Genomic DNA, 20,783 nt, shown 5'->3' with positions numbered 1-20,783 from the left:
TCTGACAAGCCCCGTTGACCTGCGCAAGGGTGCGTCCGCCCTGGCGTGCGGGGGCGTGCGGCGCGGAGGGCGGCCCGCATCCCTGACAGAACGTCCGAACCGCGCCTCTTCACCGGACACTTCCCTCGTTGCCGCCCGGCCACGGTCGCGGCGACGCTCGGTGTGCGGGACGTACGCGTCACGACGTACGGCGTCACGACGTACGCGTCACGCCACATCCGTCGCGCAGCCCACGACATACGGCCGGGAGACGAACATGACCGCACTGTCGCCGCACCTTCGCCAGGCCACGCCCGTGGTGGCGGCCCGGGGCGAGGGCGTCCACCTCTACGACCCGGACGGCCGCCGCTACCTCGACTTCACCGCCGGCATCGGCGTCACCAGCACCGGGCACTGCCACCCCAAAGTCGTGGCGGCGGCGCAGGAGCAGGTGGGCACGCTGATCCACGGTCAGTACACGACGGTGATGCACCAGCCGCTGCGCCGCCTCGTCGACCGGCTCGGCGAGGTGCTGCCGGCCGGCCTGGACAGCCTGTTCTTCACCAACTCCGGCAGCGAGGCCGTAGAGGCCGCGCTGCGGCTGGCCCGTCAGGCCACCGGCCGGCCCAATGTCCTCGTCTGTCACGGCGGCTTCCACGGCCGTACGGTCGCCGCCGCGGCCATGACCACCTCCGGCATCCGGTTCCGCTCGGGCTTCGCACCGCTGATGAGCGGGGTGGTCGTCACGCCGTTCCCGACGGCCTACCGGTACGGCTGGGACGAGGAGACCGCGACCCGCTTCGCGCTCAGGGAACTCGACTACACGCTCCAGACCATCTCCTCGCCCGCCGACACCGCCGCGATCGTCGTCGAGCCGGTCCTCGGTGAGGGCGGCTATGTGCCGGCGACCCGCGCGTTCCTGGAGGGACTGCGGGAACGCGCGGACCGCCATGGGTTCCTGCTGATCCTGGACGAGGTGCAGACCGGTGTCGGGCGCACCGGCCGCTTCTGGGGCCACGACCACTTCGGTGTCACGCCCGACATCCTCGTCACCGCCAAGGGTCTGGCCAGCGGTTTCCCCCTGTCCGGCATCGCCGCCTCCGAGGAGCTGATGAGCAGGGCGTGGCCAGGCTCGCAGGGCGGTACGTACGGCGCCAACGCCGTGGCCTGCGCGGCTGCTTGCGCCACCCTCGATGTCGTACGCGACGAGAAGCTCGTGGAGAACGCCGCGGCGATGGGGGAGCGGCTGCGCCAGGGCCTGGAGGCGGTGGCCGCCCGCACACCGGGAATCGGCGATGTGCGGGGCCTCGGGCTGATGCTGGGCTGCGAGTTCGTCACCGAGGACGGTGACCCCGACCCCGAGACCGCCGCCCGCGTGCAGCGCGCCGCGGTGGACCAGGGACTGCTCCTGCTGCTGTGCGGTGCCTGGAACCAGGTCGTACGCATGATCCCGGCGCTCGTGATCGACGAGGCGGCGGTGGACGACGGCCTGCGGGCGTGGGCGACGGCGGTGGAGGCCGGGACCTCGGGGGCGACGGCATGAGGACCGGCACCCCCACGCGGTTGTTCATCGGCGGTGCCTGGGCGGACGCCGCGGACGGCGCCGTCATGCCCGTGGACGACCCCGCGACCGGCGAGATCCTCTGCCGGGTCGCGGACGCCGGCCCCAAGGACGCCCGGCTCGCCGAGGAGGCGGCCGTGCGGGCCCAGGAGGACTGGGCGCGCACCGCGCCCCGGGCGCGCGGGGAGATCCTGCGCCGCGCCCACGAGATCGTCCTCGAACACACCGATGAGCTGGCCCGGTTGATGACGTCCGAGATGGGCAAGCCCCTGGCCGAGGCCAGGGGAGAGGTGGCGTACGCGGCGGAGTTCTTCCGCTGGTTCTCCGAGGAGGCGGTGCGCGTCGACGGCGGCCACGGAGTGCTGCCCGACGGCCGCAACCGCATGCTGCTCTCCCGCCGCCCGGTCGGCCCCTGCCTGCTGATCACCCCGTGGAACTTCCCCCTGGCGATGGGCGCCCGCAAGATCGGCCCGGCGATCGCGGCCGGCTGCACGATGATTCTCAAGCCCGCCCCGCAGACCCCGCTGTCCGCCCTGGCCCTCGCCGCCATCCTCCAGGAGGCCGGACTGCCGGACGGGGTGCTGAACGTCGTCACCACCTCCCGGGCGGGGGAGGTGTGCGAACCGCTCCTGCGCGGCGGGCGGATGCGCAAGCTCTCCTTCACGGGGTCCACGGCCGTCGGTCGGCTGCTGCTGGCCCAGTGCGCCGACGCGGTGGTGCGGACGTCGATGGAGCTGGGCGGAAACGCGCCGTTCATCGTGTTCGAGGACGCGGACCTGGAGACGGCGGTGGACGGGGCGATGGTCGCCAAGATGCGCAACATGGGCGAGGCGTGCACGGCCGCCAACCGCTTCTTCGTGCACCGGTCGGTGGCGCGGGAGTTCGGGCGGCGGCTGGCCGAGCGGATGGGCGCGCTGGTCGTCGGCCCCGGCACCCGGGACGGCGTCGACGTCGGGCCGCTGATCGACAGGGCGGGGCGCGCCAAGGTCGAGGAACTCGTCGCCGACGCGGTGCGACGCGGGGCGCGGGTGCTCGTCGGGGGCCGCACCCCGGAGGGCCCCGGCTGCTTCTATCCGCCGACCGTCCTCACTGACGTCGACCCCGGCAGCCGGCTGATGGACACCGAGATCTTCGGTCCCGTCGCCGCGATCCTCACCTTCGACGACGAGGACGAGGTGATCCGCCGGGCCAACGACACCCCTTGGGGACTGGTCGGTTATGTCTTCACGGAGGGCCTTGCCCGCTCCCTGCGGGTGAGCGAGCGCCTGGAGGTGGGCATGGTCGGCGTCAACACCGGCCTCGTCTCCAACCCGGCCGCGCCCTTCGGCGGCGTCAAGCAGTCCGGTCTGGGCCGTGAGGGCGGTCGCGTCGGGATCGACGAGTTCCTGGAGTACCAGTACCTGGCGATCCCCGTCCGCTGACGCGGGCGCGGCAGAGGCCGACGAGAAAGCTCCGACGACGCTCCTCGGCCCGCCCGCCCCCTTTCGGCCACCATGCCCAGAGCGGAGGCCGAGAACCGGGCCCCGCGTGCTGAGCGCTGCCGCCGGTGCGGCCCGGCCACGACCGCTCGGGCCCAGTACCACTCCCTGTCCGGTTTGGCTGTTTCCTTGGACGATCTTTAATGAAACCCTGACGTCCGCCCGGAATTTCGGCATCCGTCGGCTCCCCGCGGAGTCGCCTCGCGGCCCACTCGCGGCCGATGTGCGCCGTCGCCGGGACGGGGACACCGGAAGGAAAACGCAAGCATGATCGAGTGGGTGTCAGTCGGTACCGGAGCCAGGCCCGTTCCCAGGCCGGCGGCCACCCCGCTGGTGTGGGCGGCGGCGTCCGGCGGCGCCCTTCTGCTGGTCGCCCTGCTCAACGTCCTGGTGGGCCCGGGGCGCCCCTCGCTCGCCCTGACCGCGCTGTCCCTGCTCGCCGCCCTGCTGGGCCTGCGCGCCCACTTCGCCGCGGCGCCCGGTACGGCCGTCCTGTGCTGGCTGTTCCTCAACGGATTCGCCATCCCGCCGGCCGGCACCCTCACCTGGGCCGGGCACCGCGACACGTTCTGGCTCTTCTGCCTGCTCGCCGCCACCCTCCTCGGTACGACCCTGGCCCGCCTGCGGCACGCCCGCGCCGCCTACCGCCGGGTGACGACGGCGGACGGGGGCACGGCGCAGGACCCGGACCACCGGCCGCCCGGTCGCTGAACGCACCTCCGGCCGGGCGGCACGCCGAGGCCGTCGACCGGCGCACCGGGCCTCACAGAGGCCGGGCGGCGAGGGAGCGGGCGGGGTGACGGGGGCCGAGGAAGACGACGATGCCCTGGCCGTCGGGGGAGGGGTGGGTGGCCTGCGTCCAGCCCCGGCGGCGGTAGAAGGCCATGGCCCGCGGCGACTTGACGGAGGTCAGCAGCCAGGCGCGGCCCTCGGGGGCGTCGGCGGTCACGGCGTCCAGGAGCCCGGCCGCGACACCGGTGCCGCGCACGGTCGAGTGAACCGCGAGCTCGTCCAACTCACGGGCGCCGACGAGCCAGTCCGCGGTGCGGTCGGGGCCGAGGGCGGCGGCGGCCTGGGGATAACAGCGGTCGCCGGGGAAGGGGGAGACGGTCGTCCAGGCCGTCGCGAAGCCCACTATCTCCCCGCCTCGCACGGCCGTCACGGCCGTGAAGCCCCCTCGGCGCGCGTTCGCCGGGAGGCGGTCCGCGAACTCCGTCGCCCTGCGCTCGTCCTCGTCCCAGGGCGGCGCGCAGAAGGCGTCGGCGTACACGGCGCGCAACGCGTCGGCGCAGGCCAGGAGTTCGGCACCTGCGCAAACCCGGATGTCGACGTCCATCAGGCCGCCACCCGGCCCCCCGTGCGCGCCGCGAGCGGATGCAGCCACGCGTACTCCAGCGGCGCGGACGGGTCGACCGACACGTCCAGCGGGGCGGGTTCGGCACCGGCCCGCACGAGGAGGTCGCCCACCGCGGCGATCATCGCGCCGTTGTCCGTGCACAGCCGCAGCGGCGGCACCCGCAGTGCGATACCGGCGGCCCGGCAGCGCTCCTCGGCCAGGGAACGCACCCGTGAGTTCGCGGCGACCCCGCCGACCACGACCAGCGTGCCCACGCCGTACTCCGCGCACGCCGCGACCGCCTTGCGGGTCAGGACATCGGCGACCGCCTCCTGGAGGGAGGCCGCCCCGTCCGCCACCGGCAGTGGGCGGCCCCCGTGACCCTCGGCCCAGCGGGCGGCGGCCGTCTTCAGCCCCGAGAAGGAGAAGTCGTACGACCCCGGCAGCGGCCGGGGGAAGGGGACGGCGCGCGGATCTCCTTCGCGCGCGACCCGGTCGACGGCCGGGCCGCCCGGATAAGGCAGCCCGAAGACCCGGGCCACCTTGTCGAAGCACTCCCCGGCGGCGTCGTCGAGGGTGTCGCCGAGATGGACGATGGGATCGCGGGCCAGGTCGCGGACGAGCAGCAGGGACGTGTGGCCGCCGGAGACGATCAGCACCATGCACGGGTCGGGCAGCGGACCGTGCTCCAGGGTGTCGGCGGCGACGTGCCCGGCGAGATGGTGGACGCCGTGCAGCGGCACCCCCAGCGCGTAGGCGATGCTCTTCGCCCCGGCCACGCCCACCTGGAGGGCGCCCGACAGCCCGGGTCCGGTGGTGACGGCGACGGCGCCGATGTCGGACAGGGTCAGCCCGGCCTCGTCCAGGGCCTGCCGGATCACCGGCCGAAGGGCGTGCAGATGGGCCCGGGAGGCGATCTCGGGCACCACTCCGCCGAACCGGGCGTGCTCGTCCATGCTCGATGCCACCGCGTGGCCAAGGAGCCGTCCGTCCCGGACCAGTCCCGCACCGGTCTCGTCACAGGACGACTCGATGCCCAGAACGATCGGAGAACCCATGCCCGCCTCTTTCTGCATCACATTCGTTGTTGCGAACAGTGTGCAATAAGCCGGGCGGTGTTGTGTACCCGACCGGGAGGGCGCAGGCCATGGCCCCGTAAAGTGCCTCTTCGTTGCCCTGCCGAGCCCGAGGAACCGAGCCGTGACCTCCGTAAGCCCCGCCGACCCCGCCGAGGACGCCGGACCCGCCGCGCCGGCCGCCGTGACTGTCGTCGGCATCGGGGCCGACGGCTGGCAGGGCCTGCCGGACGACTCCCGCACCGCGCTGCGCGCTGCCGAGGTCGTCATCGGCGGCCCGCGCCAACTCGATCTGCTGCCGGCCGCATGCGCGGCAGAACGGATCCCCTGGCCGTCACCGCTGCGGCCCGCGGTCCCCGGCCTGCTCGCCGCGCACACCGGCCGCCGCATCGCGGTCCTCGCCAGCGGGGACCCCATGTTCTACGGCATCGGACGCGCACTCACCGAGGTGCTCGGCGCCGGTGCCGTGCGCGTCCTGCCGCACCCCTCCTCCGTTTCCCACGCCTGCGCCCGGCTCGGCTGGCCGCTGGAGGACGTCGAGGTGGTCACGCTCGTCGGCCGCCCCGCCGCCCGGCTGGCCGCCGCCCTGTACGAAGGCCGCCGGCTCCTCGTGCTCAGCGCGGACGCCGGCACGCCCGGCGAGATCGCCGCGCTGCTGCGGGACCGCGGTTTCGGGCCCAGCCGGATGCGCGTGCTGGAACAACTCGGCGGCCCGAAGGAGCGAACGACGGGTGAGGACTGCGCCGCGCACTGGTCACGCCCGCCCGGCGACCCCCTCAACCTCGTCGCCGTCGAATGCCGCCGCGACCCGGAGGCCCTGCGCCTGGGCGCGGTACCGGGCCTGCCCGACGCCGCCTACGAGCACGACGGTCAACTCACCAAACGGCATGTGCGCGCCGCCACGCTGGGCGTCCTCGCCCCCGCGCCGGGCGAACTCCTGTGGGACATCGGCGGGGGCTCCGGCTCGATCGCCGTCGAGTGGATGCGGACGCACCCCTTCTGCCGGGCCGTCAGCGTGGAACGCGACCCCGTGCGCGCCGAACGGATCGGCCGCAACGCCGAGCGGCTCGGCGTCCCCGGACTGCGCGTGGTCACCGGCGCCGCCCCCGCCGCCCTGGCCGGGCTCCCGGCCCCCGACGCGGTGTTCATCGGCGGCGGACTCACCGCGCCCGGCCTCCTCGACGCCTGCTGGGCGGCGCTGCCCGTCGGCGGACGGCTCGTCGCCAACACCGTGACGCTGGAGTCGGAGGCACTGCTGACCGACGCCCGTCGGCGCCACGGCGGTGAACTGACCAGGCTCGCGGTGGCCCACGCCGTCCCGGTCGGCGGCTTCACCGGCTGGCGGCAGGCCATGCCGGTCACCCAGTGGGCCGTATGGAAAACCCTCGATTCCCCGTCTGGAGCAGACAGATGACCGTGTACTTCATCGGTGCCGGCCCCGGCGCCGCCGACCTGATCACGGTGCGCGGCGCCCGGACGCTCGCCGCCTGCCGGGTCTGCCTGTACGCGGGCAGCCTGGTGCCGCGCGAACTGCTCGCCGAATGCCCGCCGGACGCCCGCCTGGTGGACACCGCCCAGCTGAACCTCGACGAGATCACCGCCGAGCTGGTCCGCGCCCACGAGGAGGGGCACGACGTCGCCCGGCTGCACTCCGGGGACCCCTCGGTGTTCAGCGCGGTCGCCGAGCAGATGCGGCGGCTGGACGCGGCCGGCGTCCCCTACGAAGTGGTGCCGGGCGTGCCCGCCTTCGCCGCCGCGGCGGCTTCTCTGAAGCGGGAGCTGACCGTGCCGACCGTCGGCCAGACCGTCATCCTCACCCGCATCGCCCACCGCGCCACCGCCATGCCCGAGGGCGAGGACCTGGCCACCCTCGGCCGCAGCGGCGCGCTGATCGTGCTGCACCTGGCCGCCAGGTACGTGGACCGGGTGGTCGACGAGCTGCTCCCGCACTACGGCGCCGACTGCCCGGCCGCCGTGGTCGCCTACGCCTCCCGCCCCGACGAGCTGATCATCCGCGGCACGCTGGACGAGATCGCCGGGAAGGTGAAGGAGGCCGGCGTCCTGCGCACAGCCGTGATCATGGTCGGCCGGACGCTCGGGGCCGAGCAGTTCCGCGACAGCCACCTCTACTCCCCGGAGCGGGAACGGCACGTCTGCTGAGCCCGCGCTCGGGGCGAGCGAGCCTTGCCAGGGGACGCCGCCTCACCGCGCTGGTCCAGGCTTCCGGCACTCAGGGGGACAGCCGCGCCACGACCATCACCGGCCACCGCGTCACCGCCGAGTCATCGACCACCACTCGGTCTTCCCCGCCGAAGCTCCGGATGGGCGACTGCTCGGCTTCCCCCGCTCGTGCCGGAACCGCCTGAGCTGGACCCGCCGTTCGCCGCCCACGAGTCCCGGGGCGCAGACCTCGGCCCGCTCCTCGTCGACCGCATGAGCGCGCGGCCGGGCAAGCCGGACCGACCGGGGTGCAGGTGATCGTGTATCCGCCGGCCCGGGCACCGGCGGCGCGGCCGGCGGACGGTCGCCCCGCCCCCGTCCGAGGTCACCAGGGAGCGGCCCGACCTGAGGTTCGGCCTGTCCTGACCGGAGGTCACCGCACCGCGCTGCGCCCCACGACCGTCCCCGCCCGGTCGATGCAGATCACGTCCACCGCGACGGGCGCGCCCCGCAGTACCGACAGCGCCTCGTCGCGGGCGGTGACCGCCACCAGGTCACCCAGCGGGACCCCCGCCGCCGCGCACAACTGGAGGGCGGCCAGACCCGTGTTGGCCTGCGCGACCTCGGCCGCCAGCGCCTCGTCGGCGCCGCCCCGGCGGGCGAGCCCGGCGAGGAAGCCCTTGTCGACCCGGGAACGCGCCGAGTGCAGATCCAGGTGCCCGGCAGCCAGCTTGGAGAGCTTCGCGAAGCCACCGCAGATGGTGAGGCGGTCGACCGGGTGGCGGCGTACGTACTTCAGGACCGCGCCGGCGAAGTCGCCCATGTCGAGCAGGGCGTCCTCGGGCAGCCCGTACATGGCCACCACCGTCTTCTCCGAGGTCGAGCCGGTGCAGCCGGCCACATGCGTCCGCCCGGCGGCCCGCGCCACGTCCACACCGCGCCGGATGGAGTCGATCCACGCCGAGCACGAGTACGGCACCACGATGCCCGTGGTGCCCAGGATGGACAGCCCGCCGAGGATGCCGAGGCGGGGATTCCAGGTGGAGCGGGCGATCTCCTCGCCGTGGTCGACGGAGACGGTGATCTCGACGTCACCGCCGGCGCCGTACCGCTCGGCGACCTGGGCGACATGGTCGCGCATCAGCTGCCGCGGCACCGGGTTCACGGCCGGTTCGCCGACGGGGAGGGGCAGTCCGGGGCGGGTGACCGTGCCCACACCCGGGCCCGCCTTGAAGACCACACCGGCTCCGGCGGGCAGCAGCCGCACGGTGGCCCGGATCAGCGCCCCGTGGGTGACGTCCGGATCGTCGCCGGCGTCCTTCACCACCCCGGCCATCGCCGACCCGCCCGCCAGTTCCTCCGCGGCGAGCGCGAAGGACGGCGTCTGCCCCTTGGGCAGCGTGATCGTCACCGGATCGGGAAACTCCCCGGTCAGCAGCGCGGTGTACGCGGCCGTCGTCGCCGCGGTCGCGCAGGCACCCGTGGTCCAGCCGTGCCGCAGGCCGGTGTGCTTCAGTTGGGCGCTGCGACCGCCCTTGGCCTCGCTGCTCATGCCTCGCTCTTCGGAAGGAAACCGGACGTCGTGCACGTACTGATCCTGGGCGGTACCACCGAGGCCCGTCGCCTCGCCGAGCTCCTGGCGGCCGACGCCCGGCCCGGACTGCGTGTGACGAACTCCCTCGCCGGACGAGTCACCGCACCGCGGCTGCCGCCCGGCGAGGTACGCGTGGGCGGCTTCGGCGGAGCCGAGGGGCTGGCAGCGTGGCTGCGCGAGCATGAGGTGGACGCGCTCATCGACGCCACGCACCCTTTCGCTCGGACGATCAGTTTCAACGCGGCGCGGGCCGCCGCCACCGCCCATGTTCCCCTGCTCGCCCTGCGCCGTCCCGGCTGGGTCCCGGTGGCGGGCGACGACTGGCACGAGGCCGACTCCCTGGACGCGGCGGCGCGGCTGCTGCCCGCCCTCGGCCGACGCGTGTTCCTGACGACGGGGCGCATGGGCCTGGCCGCCTTTGCGGGCCTGTCCGAGCTGTGGTTCCTCGTACGGTCCGTCGACCCGCCCGAGCCGCCGCACCCGCCCCGCATGGAGGTGCTGCTCGACCGGGGCCCCTTCACCCTCGACGCGGAACGCGAACTGCTGCGCCGTCACCGCATCGACGTCCTGGTGACCAAGGACAGCGGAGGAGCGGCCACCGCGCCCAAGCTGACCGCGGCCCGCGAGGCCGGGCTGCCCGTGCTCGTGGTGCGCAGGCCCCCCGCGCCGGAGGGCGTGCCGGTGGTGGCCGGCCCGGAACAGGCGGCCGAGTGGCTCGCCGGACGCGGCCCCCACGCTTTCCCCGACGCCGGCTGAGACCCGGCCGCCCGGCCTGGGCGGTTCGGTCATCTGGGCCGGGGGTCCGTTGCGAGGCGGGCGTGGAGTTCGACGTCGTAGCGGGTGCCGGCGTAGGCGAGTTTCTGGCGTTGCAGCCCCTCCGGCGCGAAGCCCGCTGCCCGTGCCACCCGGCACGAGGCGGGGTTGTCGGTACGGTGGCCCAGCTCCAGCCGGAACAGGCCCAGCTCGGCGAAACACCAGTCGGCCAGGCCCCGGCAGGCGTGGCTCGCCGTGCCCCGGCCTCGGGCGGCGGTGGTGGTCCAGTAGGAGACCCAGCCGGTGCCGTGCCGCGGATCGAGGTTGCCGACCGCGACACCGCCGAGCGGCACGTCGTCCCCGCCGGTGACGGCGAAGGCGTACCCGGTCTCCTGCCGCCACTGCCGCTGCCGCCGCAGGATCCACTCCTCGGCCTCCGCGGCCGTGGTGACGGGGGCGTCCGCCTGCCGTTCCATCAGCGGCTCGGCGAACGCCGCCAGTACGGCGGGCGCGTCGGAGCGTGCCCACGGGCGCAGGAACAGTCCCGTGGGCAGCGCCGTCCGCTCACGCATCCGCTGCGCCGTCCCCTCAGGCTTCCGGATAGCGGCGGGGCGTCCAGGCGATCTCCTCGCCGTCCCCGCGCCGCACGACCTGCGTCTGGGAGGACCCGACCAGCAGGATCGTGCGCATGTCGACCTCGGCCGGGTCGAGGTCCGCCAGCCGTACGATCCGGACCCGCTCGCCGCAGCCGCCGACGTCCCGTGCGACCACGACCGGGGTGTCCGGCGCCCGGTGCTCCAGGAGCAGATCGCGGGCCTTGCCCACCTGCCAGGTGCGGCTGCGGGAGCCCGGGTTGTACAGGGCCAGCACCAGATCCGCCGAGGCCGCCGCGCGCAGGCGTTCGGCGATGACCTCCCAGGGCTTGAGCCGGTCGGAGAGGGACAGGGTGGCGTAGTCGTGCCCGAGCGGGGCGCCGGCGCGGGCCGCCGCCGCGTTGGCCGCGGTCACCCCGGGCAGCACCCGCACCCGTACGTCCGTGTACTCCTCGCGCGAGGCGGCCTCCAGCACGGCCGTGGCCATCGCGAAGATCCCCGGATCGCCACCGGAGACCACGGCCACCCGCCGCCCCCGCTGGGCCAGTTGGAGTGCGAACTCGGCGCGCTCGGCCTCCACCCGGTTGTCGGAACCGTGCCGGCGCTGGCCGGGACGCACCGGCACCCGGTCCAGGTAGGTGGTGTAGCCGACGAGGTCGTCAGCGGCGGCGAGCGCACCCCGCGTCTCGGGCGTCAGCCACAGTGGCCCGGCCGGCCCGGTCCCGACCACCACGACCTCCCCCCGCTCCCGCAGTGCGGGTTCGGCGTCGACCTGGCTGGGCAGCACGGCCACCGAGAAGTACGGCACCGACTCCGGCTCCACGTCGGCCAGTTCGGCGAGCCGCTCCCCGGCCATGGTGGCGCGCTCGACGTACCGCGCCTCGGCCAGCCGGCCCGAACCCTGAAGCGCGCTGCGCACCTTGGTGAAGGTCCGGCCCAGCTTCATCACCACGGCCGCGTCCGTGGCGGCGAGCCGTGCGGTCAGCTCCTCCTCGGGCAGGGTGCCCGGCAGGATCGTGAGCACCTCCTCGCCCTCGGCGAGCGGGGTGCCCAGCCGGGCCGCCGCGGCGGACACGGAGGTGACACCGGGGATCACCTCGGTGTCGTAGCGGTCGGCGAGCCGCTTGTGCATGTGCATGTAGGAGCCGTAGAAGAGCGGGTCGCCCTCCGCGAGGACGGCGACCGTCCGGCCGGCGTCGAGGTGGGCGGCCAGCCGCGCCGCCGCCTCGGTGTAGAACTCCTCCATGGCGCCCTTGTAGCCGCCCGGATGGTCGGTGGTCTCCGTGGTGACCGGGTAGACCAGCCGCTCCTCGATGTGATCGGCACGGATGTGCTTCGCCGCGATCGAGCGGGCGATGGACCGGCCGTGCCGGGCGCTGTGGTAGGCGACCACATCGGCCTCGGCGATGACCTCGACGGCCCGCACGGTCATCAGGGACGGATCGCCCGGGCCCAGCCCGACGCCGTACAGCTTCCCGCTCACTCTTCCTCACTAGCGATCGCGTTGAGCGCGGCGGCGGCCATGGCGCTGCCCCCACGACGGCCCCGGACGACCAGGTGCTCCAAGCCCGAGGGGTGCTCGGCCAAGGCGTCCTTGGACTCGGCGGCCCCGATGAAACCGACCGGCACACCTATGACCGCGGCCGGGCGCGGCGCGCCCTCCTCGATCATCTCCAGCAGCCGGAACAGCGCGGTGGGCGCGTTGCCGACGGCCACGACCGAGCCCTCCAGACGCTCCCGCCACAGCTCGAGCGCCGCCGCGCTGCGGGTGGTGCCCATTTTCGCCGCCAGTTCGGGGACGGCGGGGTCGGAGAGGGTGCACAGCACGTCGTTGCCGGCGGGCAGCCGCTTGCGGGTGACTCCGCTGGCCACCATCTGCACATCGGTGAAGATGGGCGCGCCGGCACGCAGGGCCTCCCGGGCGCGGGCCACGACCGCGGGGGTGTAGGACAGATCCCGTACGAGGTCGACCATTCCGCAGGCGTGGATCATCCGGACCGCGACCTGGCTGACGTCGGCGGGCAGGTCCGCGAGGTCCGCCTCCGCGCGGATCGTGGCGAAGGACTGGCGGTAGATGGCCGCGCCGTCCTTCTCGTAGTCGTACGTGGTCACGGTGTTCTTCTCGCTGCTCTCGGTCGTGATACGGCTCATGAAGTGATCGCCGCCAGGGCGGTGGCGAGGTCGCTGGGGTCCTCCGCTAAGGCCACGCGCGGCCGTCGGCCGTCCGTGACAGCGCAGAGCTCGTAGCCGCCGCCGGGGGCGGCCACCACGTCGATCCGGTCGCCCCGGGGATGTCCGCAGCGCCGTTCGCACCCGGACCAATACAGGGGGAGACGCGCACCGCCCGCCGCGGCCAGGTTCCGCTCCGCGTCCGCTCGTACGTCGGCGTGGGACTTGGCGCAGCCGGGCCGGCCGATACAGGCTCCGACCCGCAGCCAGGGCGAGGCGGGGTCCGTGACGAGGCCGGTCGCCCCGAGCCGGGCGAGCGTGTCGACGGCGGCCTCCGGGTCGCCGCCCGGGACGGGTACGACGACGCCGCGCCAGGGCGTCAGCCGCAGCTCCTCAGCTGCGGCGTGGCGCAACTCCTGCCATTGGAGGGGCGTGAGGCGGCCGAGCGGAACGTGTACGCACAGGGCGCCGGCGGCGATCCCCGGGGGCGGGCCCGGCTCACCGGCGGTGCCGTCCGGGGTCCGCGGCGCGGCGGCGATGCCTACGGCGTTCAGCGAGCGCCGGACCGTTTCGGTCAACTCCTGGTACGGGACGGGGAGTTCACTGACCCGCCAGACCTTCGCCCCGCGCTCCCGGGCGACCGTGAGGAACGTCTCCGCCGCCAGCAGCGCGGCCCGCGGCGCTTCGTCCGCGGACACGTGCAGGCCCGCGTCCGCCGCGCCCAGGACGAGCAGTGCGCCGTGGTCGGCGACGGCACGCACGGTCACATCGGCGCCGAGCTCGGCCATGTCCCCGCGCCCGTCGTCCAGCGCGAACAGGAACCGCCCCGACAGCTCCCGCGCCGGCTCGCTCGCGCACAGCGCCGCGTCGAGCTCCGACAGCCAGCCGCGCACATCCCGCAGCCCGCGCCCGTCCAGCCCGGACAACGGCGAGGCGACGATGTTGCGCACCCGTTCGTGCCCGTGCGAGGGCAGCAGACCGGCCGCGTCCAGCATCTCGGCCAGCTCCGCGCCGCACTGCTCCCGCAGCCCGCGCAGCTGCACATTGCCCCGCGAGGTGAGATGAAGATCACCGTCGCCCAGTCTCCTGGCCGCGTCCGCGAGCGCCTCGGCCTGCCGGACGGTCAGCACACCCCCGGGAACCCGGACCCGGGCCAGCGCGCCATCGTCCGCCATGTGCAGCCGCAGCGTCCCCGGGCAGGCGTCACCGCGGCCCCGTGAGACCGCTGTGGCCTGGGGCGATGAGTGGACGGAGGGCGTGGGCATGGCGGCGAGCATACCGACCGTCGTACGAGCTGCACCCTCCGCCCTTTTCAGGGGACCCTTACTATGCTGCTCGGCGGATCATCCGGTCCGCCATCGCCACGACGGCGACAGGGGAGGAAGCCCGGTGCGACTCCGGCGCGGTCCCGCCACTGTGAGCCCATCCCGCGGGATGGGTGAGCCAGGAACTCCCTTCCCCGAGCTCTCGGTTCCTTCCCCAAGTTCTCGCCTTCGCGCGGGCTCGGGACCCCGTGAGCAGGGGAGACCCCTACCCGACACCGCCCGGGGCGCGGACACCCCGAGGAAGGCCGACGCCGCATGCTGCACTCTTCCGGGGGTCGCTCCCCGCACCCCCGCATCCTGCTCCTGTCGACGTCCGACACCGACCTGCTCAGCGCCCGCGCTGCCAACGGCCCCGTCGCCTACCGCTTCGCCAACCCGGCCCGCCTCCCGCTCGACGACCTGCCCGCCCTCCTCGACGGCGTCGCCCTCGTCGTCGTACGCCTCCTCGGCGGCATCCGCGCCTGGCAGGACGGCCTCGACCTGCTGCTCGCCGACGGCCGCCCGGTCGTCGTGCTCACCGGGGAACAGGCCCCGGACGCCCAGCTGATGGCCGCCTCCACGGTCCCGGTCGGCATCGCCGCCGAGGCCCACGCCTACCTCGCCCACGGCGGCCCCGCCAACCTGGAGCAGCTCGCCCGCTTCCTGTCCGACACGGTCCTGCTGACCGGGCACGGCTTCGAGGCGCCGGCCGCCGCGCCGAGCTGGGGCCCGCTGGAGCGCGAGGCCCGGGAGACGGACGGCCCGACGGTCGCCGTGCTCTACTACCGCGCCCACCACATGAGCGGTAACACCGCCTTCGTGGGCGCGCTGTGCGACGCCATCGAGGACGCGGGCGGTCGTGCCCTCCCGCTGTACGTGGCCTCCTTGCGGGCCCCCGAGCCCGAACTCGTCGAGGAACTGCGCGCCGCCGACGCCATCGTCACCACCGTCCTCGCCGCCGGCGGCACCAAGCCCGCCCAGGCGTCCGCGGGCGGCGACGACGAGTCCTGGGACGCGGGCGCGCTCACCACCCTGGACGTGCCGATCCTCCAGGCCCTGTGCCTGACCGGCTCGCGCGCCGACTGGGCGGAGAGCGACGAGGGCGTCTCCCCGCTCGACGCGGCCAGCCAGATCGCGGTCCCCGAGTTCGACGGCCGCCTCATCACCGTCCCGTTCTCCTTCAAGGAGATCGACGCCGACGGCCTGCCCGCGTACGTCGCCGACCCCGAGCGCGCGGCCCGCGTCGCCGGCATCGCCGTACGCCACGCCCGTCTGAAGCACATCCCGGCCGCCGACAAGCGCCTCGCGCTGGTCCTGTCCGCCTACCCGACCAAGCACTCCCGCATCGGCAACGCGGTGGGCCTCGACACCCCCGCCAGCGCGGTCGCGCTGCTCAGGCGGCTGAAGGCGGAGGGCTACGACTTCGGCTCCGACGCCGAGATCCCCGGCCTCGTCTCCGGCGACGGCGACGAGCTGATCCGCGCGCTGATCGAGGCGGGCGGCCACGACCAGGACTGGCTCACCGAGGAGCAGCTCGCCGCCAACCCGGTCCGGATCCCGGCGGCCGACTACCGCCGCTGGTTCGCCACGCTCCCCGAGGAGCTGCGCTCGGCCGTCGAGGAGCACTGGGGCCCCGCGCCCGGCGAGATGTTCGTCGACCGCAGCCGCAACAAGGAGGGCGACATCGTCCTCGCCGCCCTGCGCTTCGGCAATCTGCTGATCCTCATCCAGCCCCCGCGCGGCTTCGGTGAGAACCCGATCGCGATCTACCACGACCCGGACCTGCCGCCCTCCCACCACTATCTGGCCGCCTACCGCTGGATCGCGGCCCGCGCCCAGGACGGCGGGTTCGGGGCGGACGCGATGATCCACCTCGGCAAGCACGGCAACCTGGAGTGGCTGCCCGGTAAGAACGCCGGCCTGTCCGCCGCCTGCGGCCCCGACGCCGCCCTCGGTGACCTGCCCCTGATCTACCCGTTCCTCGTCAACGACCCCGGCGAGGGCACCCAGGCCAAGCGCCGGGTCCACGCCACCCTCGTGGACCACCTCGTCCCGCCCATGGCCCGCGCCGACTCCTACGGCGACATCGCGCGCCTGGAGCAGCTCCTCGACGAGTACGCCCAGATCTCCTCCATGGACCCGGCGAAGCTCCCGGCGATCCGCGCCCAGATCTGGACCCTCATCCAGGCCGCCAAGCTCGACCACGACCTCGGCATGGCGGACCGTCCGGACGACGACGGCTTCGACGACTTCCTCCTCCACGTCGACGGCTGGCTCTGCGAGGTCAAGGACGCCCAGATCCGCGACGGTCTGCACGTCCTCGGCAACCCGCCCGCCGGCGCCGATCGCGTCAACCTCGTCCTCGCCATCCTGCGCGCCCGTCAGATCTGGGGCGGCACGACGGCCCTGCCCGGCCTGCGCGAGGCGCTCGGTCTGGACGAGTCCGCGGCGACCCGAACGACGGCCGACGCGGCGGAGGACAAGGCCCGCGCGCTGGTGCAGGCCATGGAGGACGCCGGCTGGGACCCGGCCGCGGTCCCCACCGAGCACGGCGAACAGGTCGCGGCCATCCTGGAGTTCGCGGCCCGCGAGGTCGTCCCGCGGCTGTCGGCGACCACGGCCGAACTCGACCACGCGGTGCACGCCCTGGCGGGCGGCTTCGTCCCGGCGGGCCCGTCCGGTTCCCCGCTGCGCGGTCTGGTCAACGTCCTGCCGACCGGCCGCAACTTCTACTCCGTCGACCCCAAGGCCGTGCCCTCCCGGCTGGCCTGGGAGACCGGCCAGGCGCTCGCGGACTCCCTGCTGGAGCGCTACCGCACGGACAACGGCGAGTGGCCCACCTCCGTCGGCCTGTCCCTGTGGGGCACGAGCGCGATGCGCACGGCCGGTGACGACGTGGCGGAAGCCCTCGCGCTGCTCGGCATCCGCCCGGTCTGGGACGAAGCCTCGCGCCGTGTCACCGGCCTGGAGCCCATCCCGTACGAGGAACTGGGCCGTCCCCGTATCGACGTGACCCTGCGCATCTCGGGCTTCTTCCGCGACGCCTTCCCGCACACGATCGGCCTGCTGGACGACGCCGTACGCCTGGCGGCCTCGCTGGACGAACCGGCCGAGGTCAACCACGTGCGCGCCCACGTGCAGGCCGATGTCGCGGCCCACGGTGACGAACGCCGCGCCACCACCCGTATCTTCGGCTCCCGCCCCGGCACCTACGGCGCCGGTCTGCTCCAGCTCATCGACTCCCGCGACTGGCGCACCGACGCCGACCTGGCCGAGGTCTACACGGTCTGGGGCGGCTACGCCTACGGCCGTGAGCTCGACGGCTGCCCGGCGCGCGACGAGATGGAGACGGCGTACAAGAGGATCGCGGTCGCGGCGAAGAACACGGACACCCGCGAGCACGACATCGCCGACTCCGACGACTACTTCCAGTACCACGGCGGCATGGTGGCGACGGTCCGCGCCCTGCGCGGCACGGCTCCCGAGGCGTACATCGGCGACTCCACCCGCCCCGAGACGGTGCGCACCCGCACCCTCGTCGAGGAGACCTCCCGGGTCTTCCGCGCCCGGGTCGTCAACCCCAAGTGGATCGAGGCGATGCGCCGCCACGGCTACAAGGGCGCCTTCGAACTCGCCGCCACGGTCGACTATCTCTTCGGCTACGACGCCACGACCGGCGTGATCGCCGACTGGATGTACGACAAGCTCACCGAGACCTACGTCCTGGACCCGGCCAACCGGGAGTTCCTCCAGGAGGCCAACCCCTGGGCGCTGCACGGCATCGCCGAGCGGCTGCTGGAGGCCGAGTCGCGCGGGATGTGGGAGAAGCCGGACCCGGCGGTGCTGGAGGCCCTGCGCCAGGTGTACCTGGAGACGGAGGGCAACCTCGAGGGCGAGGACTGACGGCCCTTCCGCCGGCGAACAGGGAACGAACAGGCCAGGACCTCTGCGACACGGCAGAGGTCCTAGGTCTATTTCCTGATCGAAAGCCGCCGCTCCTGCTGTTAGCGTGCAGCTGCACACTATTCGCAATAACGTCGGAGGACGTTGGACATGGCGGTTTACACGCTCCCGGAGCTTCCGTACGACTACGCGGAGCTCGCTCCCGTGATCAGCCCCGAGATCATCGAGCTGCACCACGACAAGCACCACGCCGCGTACGTCAAGGGCGCCAACGACACGCTGGAGCAGCTTGCCGAGGCGCGGGACAAGGAGTCGTGGGGTTCGATCAACGGCTTGGAGAAGAACCTGGCCTTCCATCTCTCCGGGCACATCCTGCACTCGATCTACTGGCACAACATGACCGGTGAAGGCGGTGGCGAGCCGCTGGACAAGGACGGTGTGGGCGAGCTCGCGGACGCGATCGCCGAGTCCTTCGGCTCCTTCGCCAACTTCAAGGCGCAGCTGTCCAAGGCGTCGGCCACGACCCAGGGTTCGGGCTGGGGCGTGCTGGCCTACGAGCCGCTCAGCGGCCGGCTGATCGTCGAGCAGGTCTACGACCACCAGGGCAACGTCGGCCAGGGCTCGACCCCGATCCTGGTCTTCGATGCCTGGGAGCACGCCTTCTACCTTCAGTACAAGAACCAGAAGGTCGACTTCATCGAGGCCATGTGGAAGGTCGTCAACTGGCAGGACGTGGCCCGGCGTTACGCCGCCGCCAAGGAGCGCGGCGACAGCCTGCTGCTCGCCCCGTGACGTTCTGACCGCTTCCGCACGGACGTCCTGCTCGTGATCGTCTTCTCATCTTTCACGTGCGGGCCGAACACCGAAGGGCTCCCGCGAGGACATCGCTCGCGGGAGCCCTTCGGTCGTCCGGGGCTCCTGTGGGGGCCGACCACCCGGGATCTGCGGGTCACTTGGCTGATTTCCTCCTTGCGTAATCTTCAGGGGGCCACTTCCCAATCAGGTAAGGTTAGGCTAACCTCGCCGAGTGCAAGCAGCTGAAGAGAGCGCCGTGGCCATGCGTACCCACGGTCATGAACTGGTGGCCACGGGCGTCACCGTGGCCTACGACGGCGTCGATGTCGTACACGACGCCTCGTTGACGCTGCGACCCGGCGCCGTCACGGTTCTCGTGGGACCGAACGGCAGCGGCAAGTCGACCCTGCTGCGCACCCTCGCGCGGCTCCAGCGGCCCAGGACCGCCACCCTCACCATCGACGGCGACACCGACGGCCTCGCGATGACCCCTCGTGAGTTCTCACGCCGGGTGGCCCTGTTGACCCAAGGACGCCCCACACCCAGCGGGCTGACCGTACGGGACGTCGTCGAATTCGGCCGCTACCCCTACCGGGGCCGCTGGGGCAGGGCCGACCCGGGCGGCCGGGCGGCGGTCGACCGCGCGCTCGCCCTCACCGGCGTCGCGGAATTCGCCGAACGCGGTGCCGAGCACCTCTCCGGCGGACAGCTCCAGCGCGTCTGGCTCGCCGGCTGCCTCGCCCAGGAGACCGGCGCCCTCCTGCTCGACGAGCCCACCACCTACCTCGACCTGCGCTACCAGGTCGAACTCCTCGACCTCATGCGCGACCTGGCGGACGAGCACGGCATCGCCGTGGGCGCCGTCCTGCACGACCTCGACCAGGCCGCCGCCGTGGCCGACCGGATCGTCCTGCTCCACCAGGGGCGGGTCGTCGCCGACGGCGACCCCGCGGACGTACTCACGCCCCAGCGGCTGACCGACGTCTACGGCATCCGCATCGAGGTCGACACCGACCCCCTCACCGGCCGGCCGCGCACCCGCGCCCTGGGCCGGCACCACTCGCGAACCGAAAGGCTCAGCACCTCCTCATGAGACGCCTCCTGATCACCGCGGCGGCCACCACCGCCGCGGCCCTCACCCTGGCCGCCTGCGGGACCACCGAGCCCGCCACCGACGACGCCGCCGCGAAGAAGAGCAGCGAGCGCATCACCCTCACCGACGCATCCGGCACGAAGGTCGAACTCGACGGCCCGGCCAAGAAGGTCGTCGGAACCGAGTGGCACGAGGTCGAGCTCCTGATATCGCTGGGCGTCGACCCGGTCGGCGTCGCGGACGTCAAGGGCTACAAGACCTGGGACAGCGCGGTTCCGCTGAAGAACGACCCCAAGGACATCGGCACGCGCGGCGAGCCCAGCATGGACACCCTGGCCTCCCTCAAGCCGGACCTCATCGTCGCCAGCACCGATCTGCCGCCGGCCGCCGTCAAGCAGATGCGCAAGGTCGCCCCGGTCCTGGAGGTGCGCTCCGCCAACGCCGCCGACCCCATCGGCCAGATGAAGAAGAACGTCGACCTCATCGCCGAGGCCACCGGCACCACCGAGCAGGCCGGCAAGCTCAAGGACGCGTTCGACGCGAAGGTCGCCGAGGGCAAGAAGGCGCTCGCCGACGCCGGTCTCGACGGCGCCGAGTACGCCTTCGCCGACGGCTACGTCATCTCCAACCAGGTCTCCATCAGGCCCTTCACCAGCGGCTCGCTCATCGGCGCGGTGAGCGCCGAACTCGGTCTGAAGAACGCCTGGACGGTCAAGGGCGACAAGGACTACGGGCTCGGCACCACCGATGTCGAGGGCCTCACCAAGCTCGGCGACGACGTGCAGTTCGCCTACATCGCCAACGACGGCGACAAGAGCAGCACCCCGTTCACCGAGAAGGGCGCCCTGGCCAAGGACAAGGTGTGGACCTCGCTGCCGTTCGTGAAGAAGGGCGACGTCCACCGGCTGCCCGACGGCATCTGGATGTTCGGCGGCCCCGAGTCGATGACCCAGTACATCGACGCGCTCGTCGCCGCGCTCACGAAGTAA

The 20,783-nt window shown here is 73.3% G+C and carries 17 protein-coding genes and 1 riboswitch; of the genes, 10 read left to right on the top strand and 7 right to left on the bottom strand.

The features are described from left to right. Nucleotides 1–256 precede the first annotated feature (256 nt). The 3 genes from ACHBTE_RS28625 (at nt 257) to ACHBTE_RS28615 (ending at nt 3,729) form a co-directional block, all read left to right on the top strand. Nucleotides 257–1,522 (top strand): aspartate aminotransferase family protein, encoded by a 1,266-nt coding sequence (locus ACHBTE_RS28625; RefSeq protein WP_394727232.1) that lies wholly within the window; start codon nt 257–259, stop codon nt 1,520–1,522. Beyond that, nucleotides 1,519–2,961 (top strand): NAD-dependent succinate-semialdehyde dehydrogenase, encoded by a 1,443-nt coding sequence (locus tag ACHBTE_RS28620; RefSeq protein ID WP_394727230.1) that lies wholly within the window; start codon nt 1,519–1,521, stop codon nt 2,959–2,961. Before ACHBTE_RS28625 ends, ACHBTE_RS28620 begins: the two co-directional genes overlap by 4 nt. A gap of 324 nt (nt 2,962–3,285) precedes the next feature. Next, nucleotides 3,286–3,729 (top strand): hypothetical protein, encoded by a 444-nt coding sequence (locus tag ACHBTE_RS28615; protein WP_394727228.1) that lies wholly within the window; start codon nt 3,286–3,288, stop codon nt 3,727–3,729. Between the two features lie 52 nt (nt 3,730–3,781). Here the strand turns inward: ACHBTE_RS28615 and ACHBTE_RS28610 are convergent, their stop codons facing one another. After that, complete coding sequence (locus ACHBTE_RS28610; protein ID WP_394727223.1) at nt 3,782–4,354, bottom strand: GNAT family N-acetyltransferase; 573 nt, start codon at nt 4,352–4,354, stop codon at nt 3,782–3,784. Beyond that, entirely contained in the window at nt 4,354–5,412 is a 1,059-nt protein-coding gene (gene tsaD / locus ACHBTE_RS28605) for a tRNA (adenosine(37)-N6)-threonylcarbamoyltransferase complex transferase subunit TsaD (protein ID WP_394727221.1), read from the bottom strand. Before tsaD ends, ACHBTE_RS28610 begins: the two co-directional genes overlap by 1 nt. Nucleotides 5,413–5,554: 142 nt before the next feature. On the opposite strand from tsaD, the gene cbiE reads away from it, so the two are divergent. Together cbiE and cobM are read left to right on the top strand one after the other, a co-directional pair. Next, nucleotides 5,555–6,844, top strand: coding sequence for a precorrin-6y C5,15-methyltransferase (decarboxylating) subunit CbiE (gene cbiE / locus ACHBTE_RS28600; protein ID WP_394727219.1), 1,290 nt, complete (start codon nt 5,555–5,557; stop codon nt 6,842–6,844). After that, nucleotides 6,841–7,590 carry a precorrin-4 C(11)-methyltransferase gene (cobM, locus tag ACHBTE_RS28595; protein ID WP_394727217.1) on the top strand — a complete coding sequence of 250 codons (750 nt, stop codon included), beginning with the start codon at nt 6,841–6,843 and terminating at the stop codon, nt 7,588–7,590. The genes cbiE and cobM overlap by 4 nt, the downstream gene beginning before the upstream one ends. A 433-nt stretch (nt 7,591–8,023) precedes the next feature. Here the strand turns inward: cobM and ACHBTE_RS28590 are convergent, their stop codons facing one another. Continuing rightward, nucleotides 8,024–9,142, bottom strand: a complete 1,119-nt coding sequence (locus ACHBTE_RS28590; protein WP_394727215.1) for a cobalt-precorrin-5B (C(1))-methyltransferase — start codon at nt 9,140–9,142, stop codon at nt 8,024–8,026. Between the two features lie 30 nt (nt 9,143–9,172). Here ACHBTE_RS28590 and ACHBTE_RS28585 point away from each other — a divergent pair, with 30 nt between their 5' ends. Beyond that, entirely contained in the window at nt 9,173–9,940 is a 768-nt protein-coding gene (locus tag ACHBTE_RS28585; protein WP_394727213.1) for a cobalt-precorrin-6A reductase, read from the top strand. A 29-nt stretch (nt 9,941–9,969) separates the two neighbouring features. Here ACHBTE_RS28585 and ACHBTE_RS28580 read toward each other — a convergent pair whose 3' ends face one another. The 4 genes from ACHBTE_RS28580 to cobG are packed head-to-tail and all read right to left on the bottom strand — an operon-like array spanning nt 9,970 to nt 13,976. Beyond that, nucleotides 9,970–10,509 carry a GNAT family N-acetyltransferase gene (locus ACHBTE_RS28580; RefSeq protein WP_394727211.1) on the bottom strand — a complete coding sequence of 180 codons (540 nt, stop codon included), beginning with the start codon at nt 10,507–10,509 and terminating at the stop codon, nt 9,970–9,972. A 16-nt stretch (nt 10,510–10,525) separates the two neighbouring features. After that, complete coding sequence (locus tag ACHBTE_RS28575) at nt 10,526–12,013, bottom strand: precorrin-2 C(20)-methyltransferase (RefSeq protein WP_394727209.1); 1,488 nt, start codon at nt 12,011–12,013, stop codon at nt 10,526–10,528. Further along, nucleotides 12,010–12,681 carry a precorrin-8X methylmutase gene (locus ACHBTE_RS28570; protein WP_394727207.1) on the bottom strand — a complete coding sequence of 224 codons (672 nt, stop codon included), beginning with the start codon at nt 12,679–12,681 and terminating at the stop codon, nt 12,010–12,012. The genes ACHBTE_RS28575 and ACHBTE_RS28570 overlap by 4 nt, the downstream gene beginning before the upstream one ends. Beyond that, nucleotides 12,678–13,976, bottom strand: a complete 1,299-nt coding sequence (gene cobG, locus ACHBTE_RS28565) for a precorrin-3B synthase (protein ID WP_394727205.1) — start codon at nt 13,974–13,976, stop codon at nt 12,678–12,680. The genes ACHBTE_RS28570 and cobG overlap by 4 nt, the downstream gene beginning before the upstream one ends. Nucleotides 13,977–14,077: 101 nt before the next feature. Continuing rightward, a riboswitch (cobalamin riboswitch) is annotated at nt 14,078–14,152 on the top strand. A gap of 127 nt (nt 14,153–14,279) precedes the next feature. On the opposite strand from cobG, the gene cobN reads away from it, so the two are divergent. From cobN to ACHBTE_RS28545, 4 genes are all read left to right on the top strand, one after another. After that, entirely contained in the window at nt 14,280–17,906 is a 3,627-nt protein-coding gene (gene cobN / locus ACHBTE_RS28560) for a cobaltochelatase subunit CobN (protein ID WP_394727202.1), read from the top strand. A 150-nt stretch (nt 17,907–18,056) separates the two neighbouring features. Next, on the top strand, nt 18,057–18,698 hold the full coding sequence (locus tag ACHBTE_RS28555) for a superoxide dismutase (RefSeq protein WP_394727200.1): 642 nt from the start codon (nt 18,057–18,059) through the stop codon (nt 18,696–18,698). A 265-nt stretch (nt 18,699–18,963) separates the two neighbouring features. Beyond that, entirely contained in the window at nt 18,964–19,794 is an 831-nt protein-coding gene (locus tag ACHBTE_RS28550) for an ABC transporter ATP-binding protein (protein WP_394727295.1), read from the top strand. Then, nucleotides 19,791–20,783, top strand: coding sequence for an iron-siderophore ABC transporter substrate-binding protein (locus ACHBTE_RS28545; protein ID WP_394727198.1), 993 nt, complete (start codon nt 19,791–19,793; stop codon nt 20,781–20,783). The genes ACHBTE_RS28550 and ACHBTE_RS28545 overlap by 4 nt, the downstream gene beginning before the upstream one ends.

This window comes from Streptomyces sp. M41 (assembly GCF_043673425.1).
GTDB lineage: Bacteria > Actinomycetota > Actinomycetes > Streptomycetales > Streptomycetaceae > Streptomyces.
This window is presented reverse-complemented; position numbering and strand designations above follow the sequence as displayed.